The organism is Nocardioides sp. LMS-CY, assembly GCF_018732145.1.
Lineage (GTDB): Bacteria > Actinomycetota > Actinomycetes > Propionibacteriales > Nocardioidaceae > Nocardioides > Nocardioides soli.
Genome location: NZ_CP076104.1, coordinates 4,099,878 through 4,117,144 on the forward strand (window position 1 = coordinate 4,099,878; position 17,267 = coordinate 4,117,144).

Annotated in this window: 12 protein-coding genes; 8 read left to right on the plus strand and 4 right to left on the minus strand. The window is 73.8% G+C overall.

Annotated elements, in window-relative coordinates; all coding sequences use genetic code 11:
- Positions 1-109: 109 nt before the first annotated feature.
- Complete coding sequence (locus KM427_RS19460) at positions 110-1,309, minus strand: acyl-CoA dehydrogenase family protein (protein ID WP_183591454.1); 1,200 nt, start codon at positions 1,307-1,309, stop codon at positions 110-112.
- Positions 1,310-1,484: 175 nt separating this feature from the next.
- On the opposite strand from KM427_RS19460, the gene KM427_RS19465 reads away from it, so the two are divergent.
- The 8 genes from KM427_RS19465 to KM427_RS19500 all read left to right on the plus strand — a co-directional run bounded on the left by KM427_RS19465 (position 1,485) and on the right by KM427_RS19500 (position 13,199).
- The gene (locus tag KM427_RS19465; RefSeq protein ID WP_215524992.1) at positions 1,485-3,284 is read left to right on the plus strand and encodes an acetyl/propionyl/methylcrotonyl-CoA carboxylase subunit alpha; all 1,800 of its coding nucleotides are present in this window, start codon (positions 1,485-1,487) and stop codon (positions 3,282-3,284) included.
- A gap of 16 nt (positions 3,285-3,300) precedes the next feature.
- A complete protein-coding gene (locus KM427_RS19470) occupies positions 3,301-4,554 on the plus strand; it encodes a hypothetical protein (protein WP_215524993.1) in 1,254 nt (417 codons plus the stop codon).
- Positions 4,551-5,228 (plus strand): hypothetical protein, encoded by a 678-nt coding sequence (locus tag KM427_RS19475; RefSeq protein WP_215524994.1) that lies wholly within the window; start codon positions 4,551-4,553, stop codon positions 5,226-5,228. Before KM427_RS19470 ends, KM427_RS19475 begins: the two co-directional genes overlap by 4 nt.
- Complete coding sequence (locus KM427_RS19480; RefSeq protein ID WP_215524995.1) at positions 5,225-6,433, plus strand: hypothetical protein; 1,209 nt, start codon at positions 5,225-5,227, stop codon at positions 6,431-6,433. The genes KM427_RS19475 and KM427_RS19480 overlap by 4 nt, the downstream gene beginning before the upstream one ends.
- Before the next feature lie 9 nt (positions 6,434-6,442).
- On the plus strand, positions 6,443-6,943 hold the full coding sequence (locus KM427_RS19485) for a PH domain-containing protein (protein ID WP_252274681.1): 501 nt from the start codon (positions 6,443-6,445) through the stop codon (positions 6,941-6,943).
- Complete coding sequence (locus KM427_RS19490) at positions 6,940-8,496, plus strand: PH domain-containing protein (RefSeq protein ID WP_215524996.1); 1,557 nt, start codon at positions 6,940-6,942, stop codon at positions 8,494-8,496. The genes KM427_RS19485 and KM427_RS19490 overlap by 4 nt, the downstream gene beginning before the upstream one ends.
- Positions 8,497-8,506: 10 nt before the next feature.
- Positions 8,507-11,905, plus strand: a complete 3,399-nt coding sequence (locus tag KM427_RS19495; protein WP_215524997.1) for a pyruvate carboxylase — start codon at positions 8,507-8,509, stop codon at positions 11,903-11,905.
- A gap of 127 nt (positions 11,906-12,032) precedes the next feature.
- Complete coding sequence (locus KM427_RS19500) at positions 12,033-13,199, plus strand: benzoate/H(+) symporter BenE family transporter (protein WP_215524998.1); 1,167 nt, start codon at positions 12,033-12,035, stop codon at positions 13,197-13,199.
- On the opposite strand, the gene KM427_RS19505 is transcribed toward KM427_RS19500, so the two are convergent.
- From KM427_RS19505 to KM427_RS19515, 3 genes are all read right to left on the minus strand, one after another.
- Positions 13,180-14,397, minus strand: a complete 1,218-nt coding sequence (locus KM427_RS19505) for a SpoIID/LytB domain-containing protein (RefSeq protein ID WP_183591462.1) — start codon at positions 14,395-14,397, stop codon at positions 13,180-13,182. The genes KM427_RS19500 and KM427_RS19505 overlap by 20 nt on opposite strands.
- Before the next feature lie 96 nt (positions 14,398-14,493).
- Complete coding sequence (locus KM427_RS19510) at positions 14,494-15,678, minus strand: SpoIID/LytB domain-containing protein (RefSeq protein WP_215524999.1); 1,185 nt, start codon at positions 15,676-15,678, stop codon at positions 14,494-14,496.
- Between the two features lie 151 nt (positions 15,679-15,829).
- Positions 15,830-17,227 (minus strand): NAD(P)H-quinone dehydrogenase, encoded by a 1,398-nt coding sequence (locus KM427_RS19515; protein ID WP_183591464.1) that lies wholly within the window; start codon positions 17,225-17,227, stop codon positions 15,830-15,832.
- Positions 17,228-17,267: the final 40 nt, after the last annotated feature.

Below are 17,267 nucleotides of genomic sequence, written 5' to 3' on the forward strand. Positions count from 1 at the left end.
CGGTTTCGAGGCTCGTCGCTGGCGCTCCTCACACCTCAACCACCGTGACACGGTGGTTGAGGTGCGAAGGCGCCCTGGCGCCTGAGCCTCGAAACCACCCCGGGTGGCGCTACTCGACCGGCAGGCCCAGGCCGCGCGCGATCAGCATCCGCTGCACCTCCGAGGTGCCCTCGCCGATCTCGAGCACCTTGGCGTCGCGGTAGAAGCGGGCGACGGGGTACTCCTCCATGAAGCCGTAGCCGCCGAAGACCTGGGTGGCGATCCGGGTGGCGGTGACGGCGGACTCGGTGGCGTAGAGCTTGGCGACGGCGGCGGCCTGCTTGAAGTCCTTCGTCGACGCGCCGGACCCGTCGCGCATCGAGTCCTTCATCGCCGCGGCCCGGTAGGTCAGCAGCCGCGACGCGTGCAGCATCACCTCGAGGTCGGCGATCTGGAACGCCACGCCCTGCTTGCGCCCGATCGGACCGCCGAAGGTCTGCCGGTCCCCGGCGTACTCGACGCTCAGGTCGAGGCAGGCCTGGATGCAGCCGACGGCGAGCGCGGCGATGGCGACCCGGCCGTCGTCGAGCGTTGCGAGGAACTGGGCGTAGCCGCGGCCACGGGCGCCGAGCAGGTTGGCCTCCGGGACGCGCGCGTCCTCGAACGTCAGCGGGTGGGTGTCGGAGGCGTGCCAGCCGAGCTTGTCGTAGGCCTTCTCCGCGGTGAACCCGGGCGTGCCGCTGGGCACGATGATCGTGCTGATCTCCGCCTTCCCGGCCTCGGTCTCACCGGTGCGCGCGGTGACGGTCACCAGGCTGGTGATCTCGGAGCCGGAGTTGGTGATGAACTGCTTGGCGCCGTTGACCACCCACTCGCCGTTCTCCAGTACGGCGCGGGTCGTGGTCGCCCCGGCGTCGGAGCCGGCACCCGGCTCGGTGAGGCCGAAGCCGGCCAGCCGCTCCCCCGCGACGAGGTCGGGCAGCCAGGTCCGACGCTGCTCGTCGGTGCCGTAGGCGAGGATCGGGTTGATGCCGAGGCCGACCGCCGCCTCGAGCGTGATGCCGAGCGACTGGTCGACCCGGCCGATCTCCTCGATCGCCACGCAGAGGCTGGTGAAGTCGCCGTCCTCGCCGGCGCCGCCGTACTCCTCCGGAGCGGTCAGCCCGAAGAGGCCGAGCGCGCCCATCTTCCGCACGACGTCGACCGGGAAGTGGTGGTCGCGGTCCCACCGAGCGGCGTGCGGCGCGATCTCGGCCTCCGCGAAGTCGCGGACGCTCCGACGGAACTCCTCGTGCTCGCGGGACACCTCGAAGCTCGACGACTGGCTCATGCTCCGCATGCTAGCCGCCGAGGTTAGCGGTTGTTAACCTCGCGACCCTCGGGACACCAAACATCCGCTTGGTGCGACATGGCCCACACCCGGACGAAGCCCATCTGGGCGCCCGCTGGCGATACCCTGCCCCGCGGGGTCGTGCCGACCCGCCATGTCTGACGCAGGAGGGGTAGTGCCCGAGAGCAAGCCGCTGCAGAAGGTCCTGATCGCCAACCGCGGAGAGATCGCGGTGCGGGTGATCCGGGCCTGCAAGGACGCCGGGATCGGAAGCGTGGCGGTCTACGCCGACCCCGACCGGGACGCGCTCTTCGTGCGGCTGGCCGACGAGGCCTACGCGCTGGGCGGAGCGACGCCCGCCGAGTCCTACCTCGACATCGCCAAGATCCTCGCGGTCGCCGAGCAGGCGGGCGCCGACTCGGTGCACCCCGGCTACGGCTTCCTGGCCGAGAACGCCGACTTCGCCCAGGCCGTGCTCGACGCCGGCCTGGTGTGGATCGGCCCGCCGCCGGCCGCGATCGAGGCGCTGGGCGACAAGGCGCGGGCCAAGCACATCGCCCAGAAGGCGAACGCCCCGCTCGCCCCCGGCACCAAGGACCCGGTCCAGGACGCCGACGAGGTCGTCGAGTTCGCGAAGGCCAACGGCCTGCCGGTCGCGATCAAGGCCGTCTTCGGCGGCGGCGGCCGCGGCCTCAAGGTCGCCCGCACGCTCGAGGAGATCCCCGACGCCTACGAGTCCGCGGTGCGCGAGGCGGTCACGGCGTTCGGCCGCGGCGAGTGCCTGGTCGAGAAGTTCCTCGACCGGCCGCGCCACGTCGAGACCCAGTGCCTGGCCGATGCCCATGGCAACGTCGTGGTGGTCTCCACCCGCGACTGCTCGCTGCAGCGCCGGCACCAGAAGCTGGTCGAGGAGGCGCCCGCCCCGTTCCTCACCGACGACCAGGTGGCCCGCCTCTACGAGTCCTCGAAGGCGATCCTGCGCGAGGCCGGCTACGTCGGCGCCGGCACCTGCGAGTTCCTCGTGGGCCGCGACGGCACCATCTCCTTCCTCGAGGTCAACACCCGGCTCCAGGTCGAGCACTGCGTCTCCGAGGAGGTGACCGGCATCGACCTGGTGCGCGAGATGTTCCGGATCGCCGCCGGCGAGGCGCTCGGGTACGACGACCCGGAGGTGCGCGGCCACTCGATCGAGTTCCGCATCAACGCCGAGGACGGCGGCCGCAACTTCATGCCCGCCCCCGGCACGCTGTCGGCCTGGAGCCCGCCGCAGGGTCCGGGCGTGCGGATCGACGGGGGCTACGAGAACGGCGAGACCGTACCCGGCTCGTTCGACTCCCTGATCGCCAAGTTGATCGTGACCGGCCGCGACCGCACCCAGGCGCTGGAGCGCTCGCGCCGCGCGCTCGACGAGTTCGTCGTCGACGGCATGCCGACCGTGATCCCCTTCCACCGCACGGTGGTCGACGACCCGGCGTACGTCGGCGCCTCCACGCCGTCCGGCGAGGGTGAGTTCACCGTCTACACCACGTGGATCGAGACCGACTTCGACAACCAGATCCAGCCCTACGGCGGCGACGTGGCCGAGGCCGAGGAGGCCGACGAGCGCCAGAAGGTCGTCGTCGAGGTCGGCGGCAAGCGGCTCGAGGTCGTGCTGCCCGGCGGGCTCAGCCAGACTCTCGGGGCAGGTCTGTCCGCCGGTGGCGGAGGGGCGAAGAAGCCGAAGCGCGCCGGCGGCAAGAAGGCCGGCGCGGCCGCGAGCGGCGACGCCGTCACCAGCCCCATGCAGGGCACGGTCGTGAAGGTCGTCGTCGAGGAGGGCCAGGAGGTCGCCGAGGGCGACACCGTGGTCGTCATCGAGGCGATGAAGATGGAGCAGCCGCTCAAGGCCCACAAGGCCGGCACCGTCACCGGCCTGCAGGCCGAGGTCGGCCAGACCGTGGCCAACGGCGCGGTGATCTGCGAACTCAAGGACTGACCGGGTCCGCAACGCCATGCTGCTCTCGGGCGATGTCCCCTACCCGGACACGATCGACGCCCTGGAGCAGGCGCTGCGCCAGGACCACGTGATCGTCCAGGAGACGCGCGCGTCCGGCGACACCAGCGGGGCGATGGCCCGGATCGGCGAACTGGTGTCGCGACTGCCCTTCGCGGCGTACGTCGCCGTGATCGACGCGCCGCCCGACGTGGACGCCGGCATCGACTCGTCGCGCTTCCTCGCCACCGCGCTGAGCCGGCGGATCGGCGAGCCCGGTCTCTACGTCGTCTCGGCGAGCGGCAGCCCCACCGGCGTCCGGGTCATCGGCACGGGCTGGGACGAGACGCTCTTCAGCCTCCAGGCCAACACCGACAGCGACGCCGTCGAGGCCGCGAGCGGGAGCTACCTCCTCACCCCGACCGTCGACGTCGAGGCCGTGCTCCAGACCGCGCTCGCCGCCCCGCCGCAGAGCGAGGGACTCGACTACGAGGACGTCAGCCTCCCCGACACCGTCGTCGACGACCTCGCCGAACGGGAGCGGGACCTGCAACCGTACGAGCGGCCGAGCCGGTCCGACCTGGACGAGCCGCCGGAGCCGTGGAGCACCGGCAAGCGGTGGATGGTCGGGGTCGCCGTCGGCGCGGGCCTGCTGGCCGTGCTGCTCCAGAGCCTCGTCGGCTGGCCGGGCTGGCGTCGCCGGCGCGGCGACCGGACGAGCGACCGGCCGAGCACTCGGGCGAGGGCCGCCGGCAGTCCTGCGCCCCCCGACATCGAGACCCTGCGGGCCGAGGCGGGCACCCAGCTCACCGCGCTCGCCGAGACGCTGCCGACCGCGCCCGCCGGAGACCGGCACGACCGCGCCGCACTCGCGCGCGAGGTCGCCGAGCCACTGCTCGGCTCCGACGACGTCCTCGACGTCATGGGTGCGCTGGTGCTGGCCCGCGCCGGGCGCCGCGAGCTCGCCATCGCCCGGCGGCGCGCCACGGCGCCGTACGACGTCTGCTTCTTCGACCCGCGCCATGCCACCGCGACCCAGGTGGCCGAGTGGCGCTTCGGCGACAGCGCGGTCGAGGTGCCGGTGTGTCGCGCGTGCCGGAAGGCGGTGAGCTCCGGCCGGGAGCCCGAGACCCTGAAGGTACGCCGGCACGGGCGGCTCCAGCCCTACTACGAGGGCGACTCGGTCTGGGCGCAGACCGGCTTCGGCAGCCTCGCCGCCGACCTCGGCGACCTCGCCTCGCGCGTGGCCGCCGCGAGGGGGCGGTCGCGATGAGGGTCCTCGGTGCCCTGCTGGCGGTGGTCGTCGCGGTCGGGGTCGGGCTGTTCGCCGGCCTGGTCCCCGGGCACCACGCGGTGCCGCCGGAGGTCGACTTCGACGACGCCATCCTGGCCGCGGCGGCGCAGGAGCCGCCCGGCGACCGGGTGCAGGCAGCGATCGACGGCGTGCGGGAGACCGGCTTCTACGTCGGGCCGGAGCTGCGCGACGAGCTGACCGACGACGAGGTCGCCACCGTCGAGCGGATCATCGCCACGGCTCCCGTGCCGGTCTTCGTCGTCTGGTGGGCGGACACCGCCGACGCCGGCTACAACACGACGTACGCCGCGCTCGACCAGCTGCGGGTGGGGGTCGGCGAGGACGGCTACTACGCGGTGGTGACCCGGGGCAGCTACCCACTCCTGGGGGCCCTCGGCTACCGCGATCCCTACGTCGACGCCGACGGCAAGGGCCGCGCGGGCGCGGCCCTGGAGCGGCTCGTCGAGGAGCTGGCGGCGGTGCCGCCGGAGCGCGACTTCGAGGGCGGTGACACGCGCTCGGACTACTGGGGCGGCACCGGCGGCGGCATCGCGGCCGGCCTGCTCTTCGCGGCGATCGGCTACCTCGGGCTGCTGGCGGTCGTCGGCCTCGTCGGTGCGCTGTCCCGCTCCGCTCGTGAGGGCCGCGCATGACCCGGATCGACGAGGAGACCCTGCGACAGATCGAGGCCGAGCTCGGCGAGGACGGCGTCTGGGTCGCCCCCGAGCTCCGCGACCAGGTGCCGCACGACGTCGAGGCGCAGATCGAGGCGGCGGCGGCCGAGGCGGACACACCGACGTACGTCGCCCTCGTGGACCTCGACCACCGCGACCCGCTGACGCACGGCGACGCCGGGGAGCTCGCGAACTACATCCGCGACGACACCGGCCGCTCCGGCGTGTACGTCGGGCTCGAGCCGCAGTACGGCGACGACCCCTACGTCCTCGAGCTCACCAGCTTCCCCGACGACTCCGGGCTCTTCTACGCCGCGCGGGTCGCCTCGGCCGAGCACCCCGACGACCTCGGCGCCCAGGCGCTGCGGGTGCTCGACCTGCTGAAGTCGGGCGACGCCGAGCGCCTCTACGAGCAGCTCGACCCCGAGGAGCGGTACCCCGGCGGCTCGTCCGGCGGGGACGACGGCGGGCTCGGCGCCGGAGCGCTGACCGGCATCGCCGTCGCGGTGCTCGCCCTGGTCGCCGTCGTCGTGACCGCGCGCCGTCGCCGGGCGCGGGCGCTGCCGGCCGCGCCCACCCCGACGGGGGCATCGTTCACGCTGCCGACCGCCGTGCTCAGCACCGTCCGGGCCGCCGAGGACCGCCGCACCGAGGGTCGGGCCCAGGCGGACGTGCTCGCTCTCGGCGAGGCGATCGACGCCGCCGAGCTCGACCCCCGGCGCAGCGCGGGCCTGCCCGCGTGGCAGGCGGCCCTCGACCACTACGACGTCGCGCGCCGCATCCTGGACCGCGACCACTCGCCCGCCGACGCCGTCGGCGCGATCGTGCTGGCCGGGCGGGGACGCTCCGCCCTCGCCGCGGCCGTCGACGGTCGCGGTTGGGAGCCCGCGCCGAGCTGCTACTTCAACCCACTGCACGAGGGCGCCACGACACCGGTGCTCTGGCGCGATGGCGAGTCCGGTGTCCGGGTGCCCGCCTGTGAGCGGTGCGCTCGCGCGGTGACCGGGGGCACCGAGCCCGACGACGTGCTCGACTTCGTCGCCGACGGGCGGCCGGCGCACTACTTCAAGCTCGACCTGGGCGCGTGGAGCCGCACCGGCTACGGAGCGCTCGACGGCGACCTCCTCGGGCGGCTGCTCGAGTCGGGCCGACGGGGTCGGAGCCGCCGCCGCTCCGCCCCGTAGGCTCGGGGCGTGACGGACTCCGAGGCCCGGCCACGCCTGCGCGAGCCCCGCCAGCGGGTGAGCCCCCGGGCGCGGCTGATGTGGGCGACGTCGGCGGGGCTCGAGGCGGTCGTGCTGGTCGCGATCCTCGCCGTGGTCGGCCCGATCACCGGCTGGCTCCCGATCCCCGGCTGGCTGGTCGCGCTGGTCGGCGTCCTCGCCGCGGCATACGTCGTGGTGATGCCGCTCTGGCGCTACCGGGTGCACCGCTGGGAGGTCACCGACACCGCCGTCTACACCCAGACCGGCTGGTGGGTGCGTGAACGGCGGATCGCGCCCATGTCGCGGATCCAGACCGTCGACCACGCCGAGGGCGCGATCGCGCGGCTCTTCGGGCTCGCCACCGTCACCGTCACCACGGCCTCGGCCGCCGGAGCGCTCGAGATCGTCGGACTCGAACGCGGCCGCGCCCTCGAGCTGGTCGACCAGCTCGCGGTGCAGGCCGACACCGTGCCGGGCGACGCGACGTGACCGATCCCGAGACCGCACCGGAGACCCCGGAGGCCGGCGGGATCCCGGGGGCCGCGGAGGACGTCGCCTGGCGCCGGCTCGACCCGCGGATGCTGCTGATCTACCCGGTGCGCGAGGTGGTGCGCTTCCTGCCCGCGCTGCTGGCCATCTTCATCGCCGGCACCGCCGCCGGCCGGACCGACTGGTGGCACGGGCTCGGCATCGCGATCCCGGTCGCGCTCGGCCTGCTGCGGTACTTCACGACGTACTACCGGATCACCGCCGCCCGGGTCGAGCTGCGCCGCGGCCTGGTCAACCGGCACCTGCTGTCGACGCCGCTCGACCGGGTGCGCACCGTCGACGTCACCGCCTCGCTCACCCATCGGCTGCTGGGGCTCACCACGGTGCGGATCGGTACCGGCACGGCTTCGACCGACGACGAGGACCACCTCGACCTCGACGGCCTGCCGGTCGAGCACGCCCGGCGGCTCCGTGCCGAGCTGCTCCGACTCGGCGACACCGGGAGCGAGGCCGCGCCCACCGACCGCGTGGTCGTGCGCTTCGACCCCGCCTGGGTGCGGTTCGCCCCGCTGACGACCACCGGCCTGGTGCTGGCCGGCGGTGCCCTCGGTGTGGCGGCCCAGACGCTCAACGCCGTCGGCGGCTTCGACGACCTCGACGCCGAGGGCATCGTCAACGGCGCGACCGGATGGTCGATCTGGCTCGCAGTGCCGATCGGGCTGGTGCTGCTGGCCATCCTCGTCTCCGCGCTGGCCATCGCCGGGTACGTCGTCACCAACTGGGGCTTCACGCTCACCCACACCGGCCCCCGGCGCCACGGCGCCTGGCACCTGCGCCGCGGCCTGCTCACCACCCGGGAGACGACCGTCGACGACGAGCGCGTCAGCGGCGTGAGCATCGCGGACCCGCTCGCGCTGCGGGCCGCGCGCGGGGCGCGTGTCTCGGCGATCGTGACCGGCCTGGACCGCGGCCGGTCGGCCAGCTCGCTGCTGGCACCGCCCTGTCCGCGCCCGGTGGTCGACCGGGTTGCGGCCGAGGTGCTGGGCACCGTCGCACCGGTGCAGACGCCGCTCACCGGCCACGGGCCCCGCGCCCGGGGGCGCCGCTACACCAGGGCGACCGGACCGGTGCTCGTCGCGCTCGCGGTCGTCGTGGGTGCCGTCGCCGCCGGCGTGCTCGACACCTGGTGGCTGGCCACGCTGCTCGCGCTCCCGGCGGCGCTCCTGCTCGCCCACGACCGGGCCGCCGCGCTCGGTCACGCGCTGGTCGACCGGCACCTGGTCGCGCGCTCGGGCAGCCTCGATCGCCGACGCGAGGCGCTCGCGGTGCGCGGCGTGATCGGCTGGAACCTGCGCGCCTCGTGGTTCCAGCGCCGGGCCGGCCTGACGACACTGGTCGCGACCACGGCCGGCGGGCGGCAGGCGGTGACCGTGCTCGACGTACCGGTGGACACGGCGGTGACACTCGCCCACGACGCGATGCCCGAGCTGCTCGGGCAGTTCCTCGTCTCGCCGGAGACGAGCGCGCCGTCGCCCGCCGCGCCGGGCTTATAGCGTGTCCGCCATGTTCTCCAAGGTACTGGTGGCCAACCGGGGCGAGATCGCGATCCGAGCGTTCCGCGCGGCCTATGAGCTGGGTGCGCGCACCGTCGCGGTCTTTCCCTACGAGGACCGCTGGTCCGAGCACCGGTTGAAGGCCGACGAGGCCTACGAGATCGGTGAGCGGGGCCACCCGGTGCGCGCCTACCTCGACCCCGAGGCGATCGTCGCGGTCGCGGTGCGGGCCGGTGCGGACGCCGTCTACCCGGGCTACGGCTTCCTGTCGGAGAACCCCGCGCTCGCCGAGGCGTGCGCCAACGCGGGCATCACCTTCATCGGTCCGACCTCCGAGGTGCTGGAGCTGACCGGCAACAAGGCGCGCGCGATCGCCGCTGCCAAGGCGGCCGGCGTCCCGACGCTGGCGAGCGTCGAGCCCTCGACCGACCCGGACACGCTGATCGCGGCGGCCGCCGACCTGCCCTACCCGCTCTTCGTCAAGGCCGTGGCGGGCGGCGGCGGGCGCGGCATGCGGCGCGTCGACGACCCGAAGGACCTGCGCGACGCCGTCGAGACCTGCATGCGCGAGGCGGAGGGCGCCTTCGGCGACCCGACCGTCTTCATCGAGCAGGCCGTCGTCGACCCCCGGCACATCGAGGTGCAGATCCTCGCCGACGGCGCGGGCAACGTGATCCACCTCTTCGAGCGCGACTGCTCGGTGCAGCGGCGGCACCAGAAGGTCGTCGAGATCGCCCCGGCGCCCAACCTCGACCCGGAGCTGCGGGACCGGATGTGTGCCGACGCGGTGCGCTTCGCCCAGGAGATCGGCTACCGCAACGCCGGCACCGTGGAGTTCCTGCTCGATCCGCAGGGCAACTACGTCTTCATCGAGATGAACCCGCGCATCCAGGTCGAGCACACCGTGACCGAGGAGGTCACCGACGTCGACCTCGTGCAGTCGCAGCTGCGGATCGCCTCCGGCGAGACGCTGGCCGACCTCGAGCTCGCGCAGGACACGGTCCAGCTGCGCGGCGCGGCGCTGCAGTGCCGGATCACCACCGAGGACCCCGCCAACAACTTCCGTCCCGACACCGGCGTGATCACGACGTACCGCTCCCCCGGCGGCGGCGGCGTCCGCGTCGACGGTGGCACGACGTACACCGGCGCGGAGGTCTCCGCGCACTTCGACTCGATGCTGGCCAAGCTCACCTGTCGCGGACGCACCTTCGAGAAGGCCGTCGAGAAGGCGCGCCGAGCGGTGGCGGAGTTCCGGATCCGCGGCGTCTCCACCAACATCCCGTTCCTGCAGGCGGTGCTCGCCGACCCCGACTTCGCGGCCGGCCGGGTGACGACGTCGTTCATCGAGACGCACCCGCAGCTGCTCCAGGCGCGCGGGTCGGGCGACCGCGGCAGCAAGCTGCTCAGCTACCTCGCCGACGTGACCGTGAACCAGCCGCACGGCGCGGCGCCGGTCAGCCTCGACCCGGTCGCGAAGCTGCCGGCGGTCAACCTCGACGTGCCCGCGCCCGACGGCACTCGGCAGCTGCTGCTCGAGGTCGGCCCGGCCGAGTTCGCGCGCCGGCTGCGCGCACAGAACGACGTCGCCGTCACCGACACGACCTTCCGCGACGCCCACCAGTCCCTGCTCGCGACCCGGGTGCGCACCCGCGACCTGCTCGCGGTCGCCGGCCACGTCGCGCGCACGACGCCGGAGCTGTGGTCGCTGGAGTGCTGGGGCGGCGCGACGTACGACGTGGCGCTGCGCTTCCTCGCCGAGGACCCGTGGGAGCGGCTCGCCGCCCTGCGCCAGGCGGTGCCGAACATCTGCCTCCAGATGCTGCTGCGCGGTCGCAACACCGTCGGCTACACGCCGTACCCGACCGACGTGACCAACGCCTTCGTCGAGGAGGCGGCCGCGACCGGCATCGACGTGTTCCGGGTCTTCGACGCCCTCAACGACGTCGAGCAGATGCGCCCGGCGATCGAGGCGGTCCGGGCGACCGGCACCGCGGTCGCCGAGGTCGCCCTGTGCTACACCGGCGACCTGTCCGACCCCGCCGAGTCGCTCTACACGCTCGACTACTACCTGCGCCTGGCCGACGAGATCGTCGCGGCCGGGGCGCACGTGCTCGCGATCAAGGACATGGCCGGCCTGCTGCGCGCGCCGGCGGCGCGGACCCTGGTGACCGCGCTGCGCGAGCGCTTCGACCTGCCCGTGCACCTGCACACCCACGACACCGCCGGTGGCCAGCTCGCGACGCTGGTCGCGGCGATCGAGGCCGGGGTCGACGCCGTCGACGCCGCGTCCGCGTCGATGGCCGGCACCACCTCCCAGCCGCCGCTCTCGGCCCTGGTCTCGGCGACCGACCACAGCGACCGCGAGACCGGCCTGTCGCTGGGCGCCGTCAACGCCCTCGAGCCCTACTGGGAGGCGACCCGGCGGGTCTACGCGCCGTTCGAGTCCGGCCTGCCCTCGCCCACCGGCCGGGTCTACCGGCACGAGATCCCCGGCGGTCAGCTCTCCAACCTGCGCCAGCAGGCGATCGCGCTCGGCCTCGGCGAGAAGTTCGAGCAGATCGAGGACATGTACGCCGCCGCCAACGACATCCTCGGCAACGTCCCGAAGGTGACGCCCTCGTCGAAGGTCATCGGCGACCTCGCACTGCACCTGGTGGCCGTCGGCGCCGACCCGGCCGAGTTCGCCGAGAACCCCGGCCGGTTCGACATCCCCGACTCCGTCATCGGCTTCCTCAACGGCGAGCTCGGCGACCCGCCGGGCGGCTGGCCCGAGCCGTTCCGCACCAAGGCGCTCGAGGGCCGCAAGCACAAGCCGCCGCTCGAGACCCTCACCGACGAGCAGCGGGAGGCTCTCGACGGTGAGCGCCACACCACCAACCCGCGCCGCCGCCGGATGCTCAACGAGCTGCTCTTCCCCGGCCCGACCCGGGAGTTCACCGAGTCGCGCGCGACGTACGGCGACCTGTCGGTGGTGCCGACCCGGGAGTACCTCTACGGCCTGCGCCAGGGCGTCGAGCACACCGTCGAGCTCGAGGAGGGCAAGACCCTGCTCTTCGGCATCCAGGCGATCAGCGACGCCGACGAGCGCGGCATCCGCACGGTGCTGGCCACGATCAACGGCCAGCTCCGCCCGGTCAACGTGCGCGACCGGTCCATCGCGGCCGAGGTCGCCGCGGCCGAGAAGGCCGACAGCGGCCAGCCCGGCCACGTCGCCGCGCCGTTCCAGGGCGTCGTGACCGTGGTCGTCGCCCCGGGCGACAAGGTCGCCGCCGGCGACACCGTCGCGACCATCGAGGCCATGAAGATGGAGGCCTCGATCACCGCCCCCGTCGCCGGGACCGTCGAGCGGATCGCGCTCTCCGGCACTCAGGCCGTCGACGGCGGCGACCTGGTGCTCGTGCTCTCGTAGGTTCGGTCGTGTCGGGGCGGGAGTCGGCGCTGGCGCAGGCGTTGCGGGACTGCCCGCGAAGTACGCCGGGGCGGTCGACGACTGCATCGCGCCCGCTCGTCCCGGGGCGCCACGGTGGGAGTCGGGCGTGACCGATCAGGAGGGCACGCCGGTCGTCGCCGGCATCGTCACCGCGGTCGTGGGCACGAGCAGCTCGTTCGTGGTCGTGCTGACCGGGCTCGCCGCCGTCGGGGCGACGCCGGAGCAGGCCGCGTCCGGATTCCTCACCCTGCTGATCACCCAGGCGCTCGGCATGCTCTGGCTCTCCGTCCGGCACCGGACGCCGATCACTCTCGCCTGGTCGACGCCGGGTGCCGCGCTGCTGATCTCGACCGGCGTCGTGACCGGTGGCTGGCCCGCGGCTGTCGGAGCGTTCGTCGTCACCGGCCTGCTCGTCGTGCTCACCGGCCTGGTCCCGGCCCTGGGCGACCTGGTCTCGCGCATCCCGACGTCGCTCGCCCGGGCGATGCTCGCCGGGGTGCTCGTGCCGATCTGCCTCGAACCGGTCACGGGGCTCGCCGACTCCCCGGCGTACGTCGCGCCCGTGGTGCTCGCCTGGCTGGTCATGCACCGGATCTCGCGGCGGTGGGCGGTGCCGGTCTCGCTGGCCGTAGCGCTGATCGTGGTGGTGGTCGCGGCGGGGTCGTCGGTGGCGGCGGCCGACCTGGTCCCCTCGGCCACGTGGACCACCCCGCACTGGACCCTCCAGGCCGTCGTGAGCATCGGCGTGCCGCTCTACGTCGTGACGATGGCCTCGCAGAACGTGCCCGGCGTCGCGATCGCCGCGAGCTACGGGTACGCCGTGCCGTGGCGCGAGGCCATGACCGTGACCGGGATCGGCACGGTCGCCGGCGCCCCCTTCGGCGGACACGCGATCAACCTGGCGGCGATCACCGCCGCGCTGACGGCCGGACCGACGGCCGGACCCGACCGCAGTCGCCGCTGGATCGCCGCCGTGACCGCGTCGGCGACCTACCTCGTGCTCGCGCTCTGCTGCGCCGCCCTGACGGCCCTGGTCGCCGCGGCACCCGGCGACGTGATGCAGGCGGCGGCGGGCCTCGCCCTGCTCGGCACGCTCGCGGCGTCGCTCGCCGGCGCACTCGCCGACGAGGACGGCCGCGAGGCGGCCGTCGTGTGCTTCATCGTGGCCGCCTCGGGCGTGACCGTGCTCGGTGTCGGCGCGGCGTTCTGGGCGCTGGTCGCCGGGCTCGTGCTCCGGCCGTTGCTGCGGGTGGTCAGCCCGGCGCGATCGTGAGGGTCAGCCAGGTCGAGCGCAGCCCGAGCGCCGAGCGGAAGCTGTCTCCGCTCACGGTCACCTGACCGGCGCTGCCGGTCAGGGTGATCGAGCCGACCCGGCCGCCCCAGGCGCCGTTGCCGTCGCGCGAGGTGATCTCGATGCGCCGCAGGTCGCCGACGGCCGGCCACGCCTGCTCCAGCCGGGTGTCGGCGAGCACGATCTTCCAGGCATGCACCGGGTTGCCCGCCCAGCCGTCGTACGGGTCCTCGCGCGCCGGCAGGTAGGGCATCGAGCCCGCGGCCGTCCAGCCGCCGCTGCTCGAGCCGAACTGGGTGAAGGCCGGCTCGCCGGAGCTGGTCAGGATCTGGGTCCGGGTGTCCCGGATCGCCCGGTTGGCGCTCGGGTGCTCGGCGGCGACCCCGCCATAGACCTGGCAGGAGGTCGTGTCGCAGATCTGGTACGCCGAGGACCGCGGGTGCGCGCGCTCGTACGCCGCGTAGGTGCGCGCCGCGACCGCCTGGGCACGCACCGCCTCGGTACTCCACGTCGCCGGAAGCTCGAGCGGGACGACCCCGCGCAGGTACTTCTCGAGGCGCAGCTCGTTGACGGTCGCGCGGGTGCCGGTGGAGGTGATCCCGGTGCGCAGCCGGCCGCGATAGGCGCGCTCCCCCGACGGCGTCACCAGGGTGATCGGCCGGCCGCCCGCGAAGAACTCGCCGGTGCCGCGCAGGGTCGTGTAGGGGTACCAGCGGTCGGTGCGGTAGGAGACCCGGCCGACGCCGGCCCGGCCGGTGACCACCCGCCAGGCGGTGGCGCCGTTCTCGGGCAACAGGGTCCGCCCGCGGACCTGGGTGTCCTTGATCGTGAGACCGGCGCGGGCGCGGACCACGAGGTCGCGCGGCGTGGTGTCGGCGGTGAGCTGCACGGACACCCGCCCGGCGGCGGTGCCCCACTGGGTGCCCGGGTAGTAGAACTCGGTGATCTGCTGGTAGGTGAGGCCCTGGCGCGCGGCCCCCTCGGCGCCGTACTGGGACATGCCGTGGCCGTGGCCGTAGCCGTGACCGCTGATGGTGATCCGCGCCGCGGCCGGCACGTCCCAGCCGCCGGCGCGTCGCTCGGCGGCAGCGCCGGCCGGCCCGGCGGACGCCACCGTCGCCGAGAGCGTCAGGGCGCCGGCCAGGAGGCCGACGCGCAGGGGCGCGGTGCTGCGACGCATGAGGTCCTCGGGGCTTGAAGTGGCGGATGGTGCGAGTGTGACGAGCCATCGCACCATGCTCCGAGCGGCCCCGCAATGTGAACCGGAGAACTACACTTATGTAATTTCGAAGAGCGTGGAGCGCAGCCCCATCCAGCTCCGGAAGTCGTCGCCGGAGACCGTGTGGGTGCCACCGGTGCCGGTCACCGTGACCTCCAGCGCCCGGCCGCCGTACGGGCCGCGGCCGTCGCGGGCGGTGACCGCGATCGACACCAGGTCGCCCATCCCCGGCCAGTTGCGGGTGATGTCCGACGCGGTGAAGGTGGTGGCCTTCGGGTCCTCACCGAGGACGCCGGTGTCGAAGGGGTCCTCCTCCGCGCGCAGGTAGGGGTAGCCGCCGTCGATGCTCCAGCCGCCGTTGCTCGCCGAGAACTGGGCGAAGATCGGGCGGCCCTGGAGGCTGACCACCTTGCGTCGGGTCGCCGTGATGGCACGATCCGTCTGCGGAGTCTCGTCGGCGACCCCGCCGTAGACCTGGCAGGCGTCGGTATCGCACAGGTCATAGGGGCGGTGCCGGTTGTCGCGGCGCTCGAAGGCCGCGTACGTGCGCGCCGCCACGGCCTGCGACCGAAGCGCGTGAGCCGGCCACGACGGGAAGACTTCGCGGGGCACGACGCCGCGCAGGTAGGAGTCGATCGGCAGCACGTTGACGGTGTTGCGCTTGCTGCCCGAGTCGTTGACGGAGGTGGAGCGCAGGGCGCCGCGGTACGTCGCCCGTCCGCCGGGGATCTTGAGGACGATCGGCTGGCCGCCCGCGGAGAACTCGGCGTCGCCTCGGGCGGTGCGCCAGTGGTGCCACGTGCGGGTCTTGAACGAGACCTTCGAGCGATGCCCGGCCGGCTGGATCCGCCACGCCTGCACGTGCTTGCCCCGGATCTTGGCCGGCAGCCGCCAGGTCCTGCCGACGCCGAGCGAGCGCAGCCTCAGCCCGGCCCGGGCCCGCACGACCACGTCCCGCGAGGTGTCACCCGTGATCTGGATCCGGATCTTGCCGCCGGCGGTGCCCCACTTCGTGCCGGGGTAGTAGTGCCGCACGATCTCGCGCCAGCCCTGGCCCGCCTCGGCGCGGGCACGGGCGCCGTACTGCGAGAGGCCCTTGCCGTGTCCCCAGCCGACCGTGGTGATCGTGACGCTGTCGAGCCTGCGCCGGTCGGGCTTCGCCGGCCCGGCGTCGGCCGGCGCGGCGGTGGCGGCGAGCGCCAGGGTCACGGACAGGGCGACGGCAGCGCGCCGGATCGACATCGGACCTCCCGAGAAGCGGACGGAGCGGTCAGGTTAGCGGGGACGCGCAAGCGGACACGCTGATGGTGGTCGAGCGAGCCGCGCGACCGAGCCTGCGAGGTCGCGACCGGCGTGTCGAGGCAACGGACCGCCTCAAGGCGGGCTCCGAGGCTCAGATGCGGTGCAGGCGGCGCGCGGCCTCGGCCAGCGAGCCGCTCATCGACGGATAGACCGTGAACGCCTGGGCGAGCTGGTCGGCCGTGAGCGACTCGGCGACCGCGATCGAGACCGGGTGGATCAGCTCGCTGGCGCGCGGACCGACCACGACGCCTCCGACGACGTTGCCGGTGCCGGGGCGGCAGAGCAGCTTCACGAAGCCGTCGCGGACGCCCTGCATCTTGGCGCGCGGGTTGCCCGAGAGCGGCAGCATCACGACCTCGGCCTGGATCTCGCCCGCGTCGACGGCCTGCTGCGACCAGCCGACCGTGGCGATCTCGGGCGCCGTGAAGACGTTGGAGGACACCGTCTTCAGGTCGAGCGGATGCACGGTGTCGCCGAGGAAGTGCCACATCGCGATCCGGCCCTGCATCGCCGCCACGCTGGCGAGCATCAGCACGCCGGTGCAGTCGCCGGCGGCGTACACACCGCGAGCGGAGGTGCGCGAGACCCGGTCGACGTTGACGAAGCCGCCGTTCTTGGTGACGACGCCGGCCTCCTCGAGGCCGAGGTCCTCGGTGTTGGGCACCGAGCCCAGCGCGAGGATGCAGTGGGAGCCCTGGACGGTGCGGCCGTCGGTGAGGGTCACGGTGACGACGTCGCCGTCGCGGGTGACCGACTCCATGCGCGACTTGGAGAGCACGTTCATGCCGCGCCGGGTCAGCACGTCCTCGAGCACCTTGGCGGCGTCGGCGTCCTCGCCGGGCAGCACCCGGTCGCGGCTGGAGACCAGCGTGACCGGGATGCCGAGGTTGAGGTAGGCGCTGGCGAACTCCGCGCCGGTGACGCCGGAGCCGACGACGATCAGCTCGGTCGGCACCTCGGTGAGGTCGTAGACCTGCTCCCAGGTGAGGATCCGCTCGCCGTCCGGCTGCGCGGTCGGGAGCGTGCGCGGCGCGGCTCCCGTCGCGACCAGGACCGCGTCGGCCTCGAGCGTCCGCTCGCCGCCGTCGGCCAGGCTCGCGACGACCCGGCCCGGACCGTCCAGCCGGCCGCGGCCGTGGACCAGCGTGACGCCGTCGCGGGTGAGTCGCCGCTCGATGTCGGAGGACTGGTCGGCCGCGAGCTGCTTCACCCGCTTGTTGACGCGGGCCAGGTCGACCCGGATCGAGGTGGCGGCGTCGCCCCCGGCGTCGAGGAAGGTCACCCCGAGCTCGGCCGCTCCGGCCAGCTCGCTCATCACCTCGGCCGTGGCGATCAGGGTCTTGCTGGGCACGCAGTCGGTGAGCACGGCGGAGCCGCCCACGCCGTCCGTGTCGACGATGGTGACCTCGGCGCCGAGCTGCGCGGCGACGTGCGCCGCCTCGTAGCCGCCGGGACCGCCCCCGATGATGACGACCCGTTCGTCGGCCATAGTGGCGCTTCCTTTCGTCTCACCGGGCCTCGGTACGCCG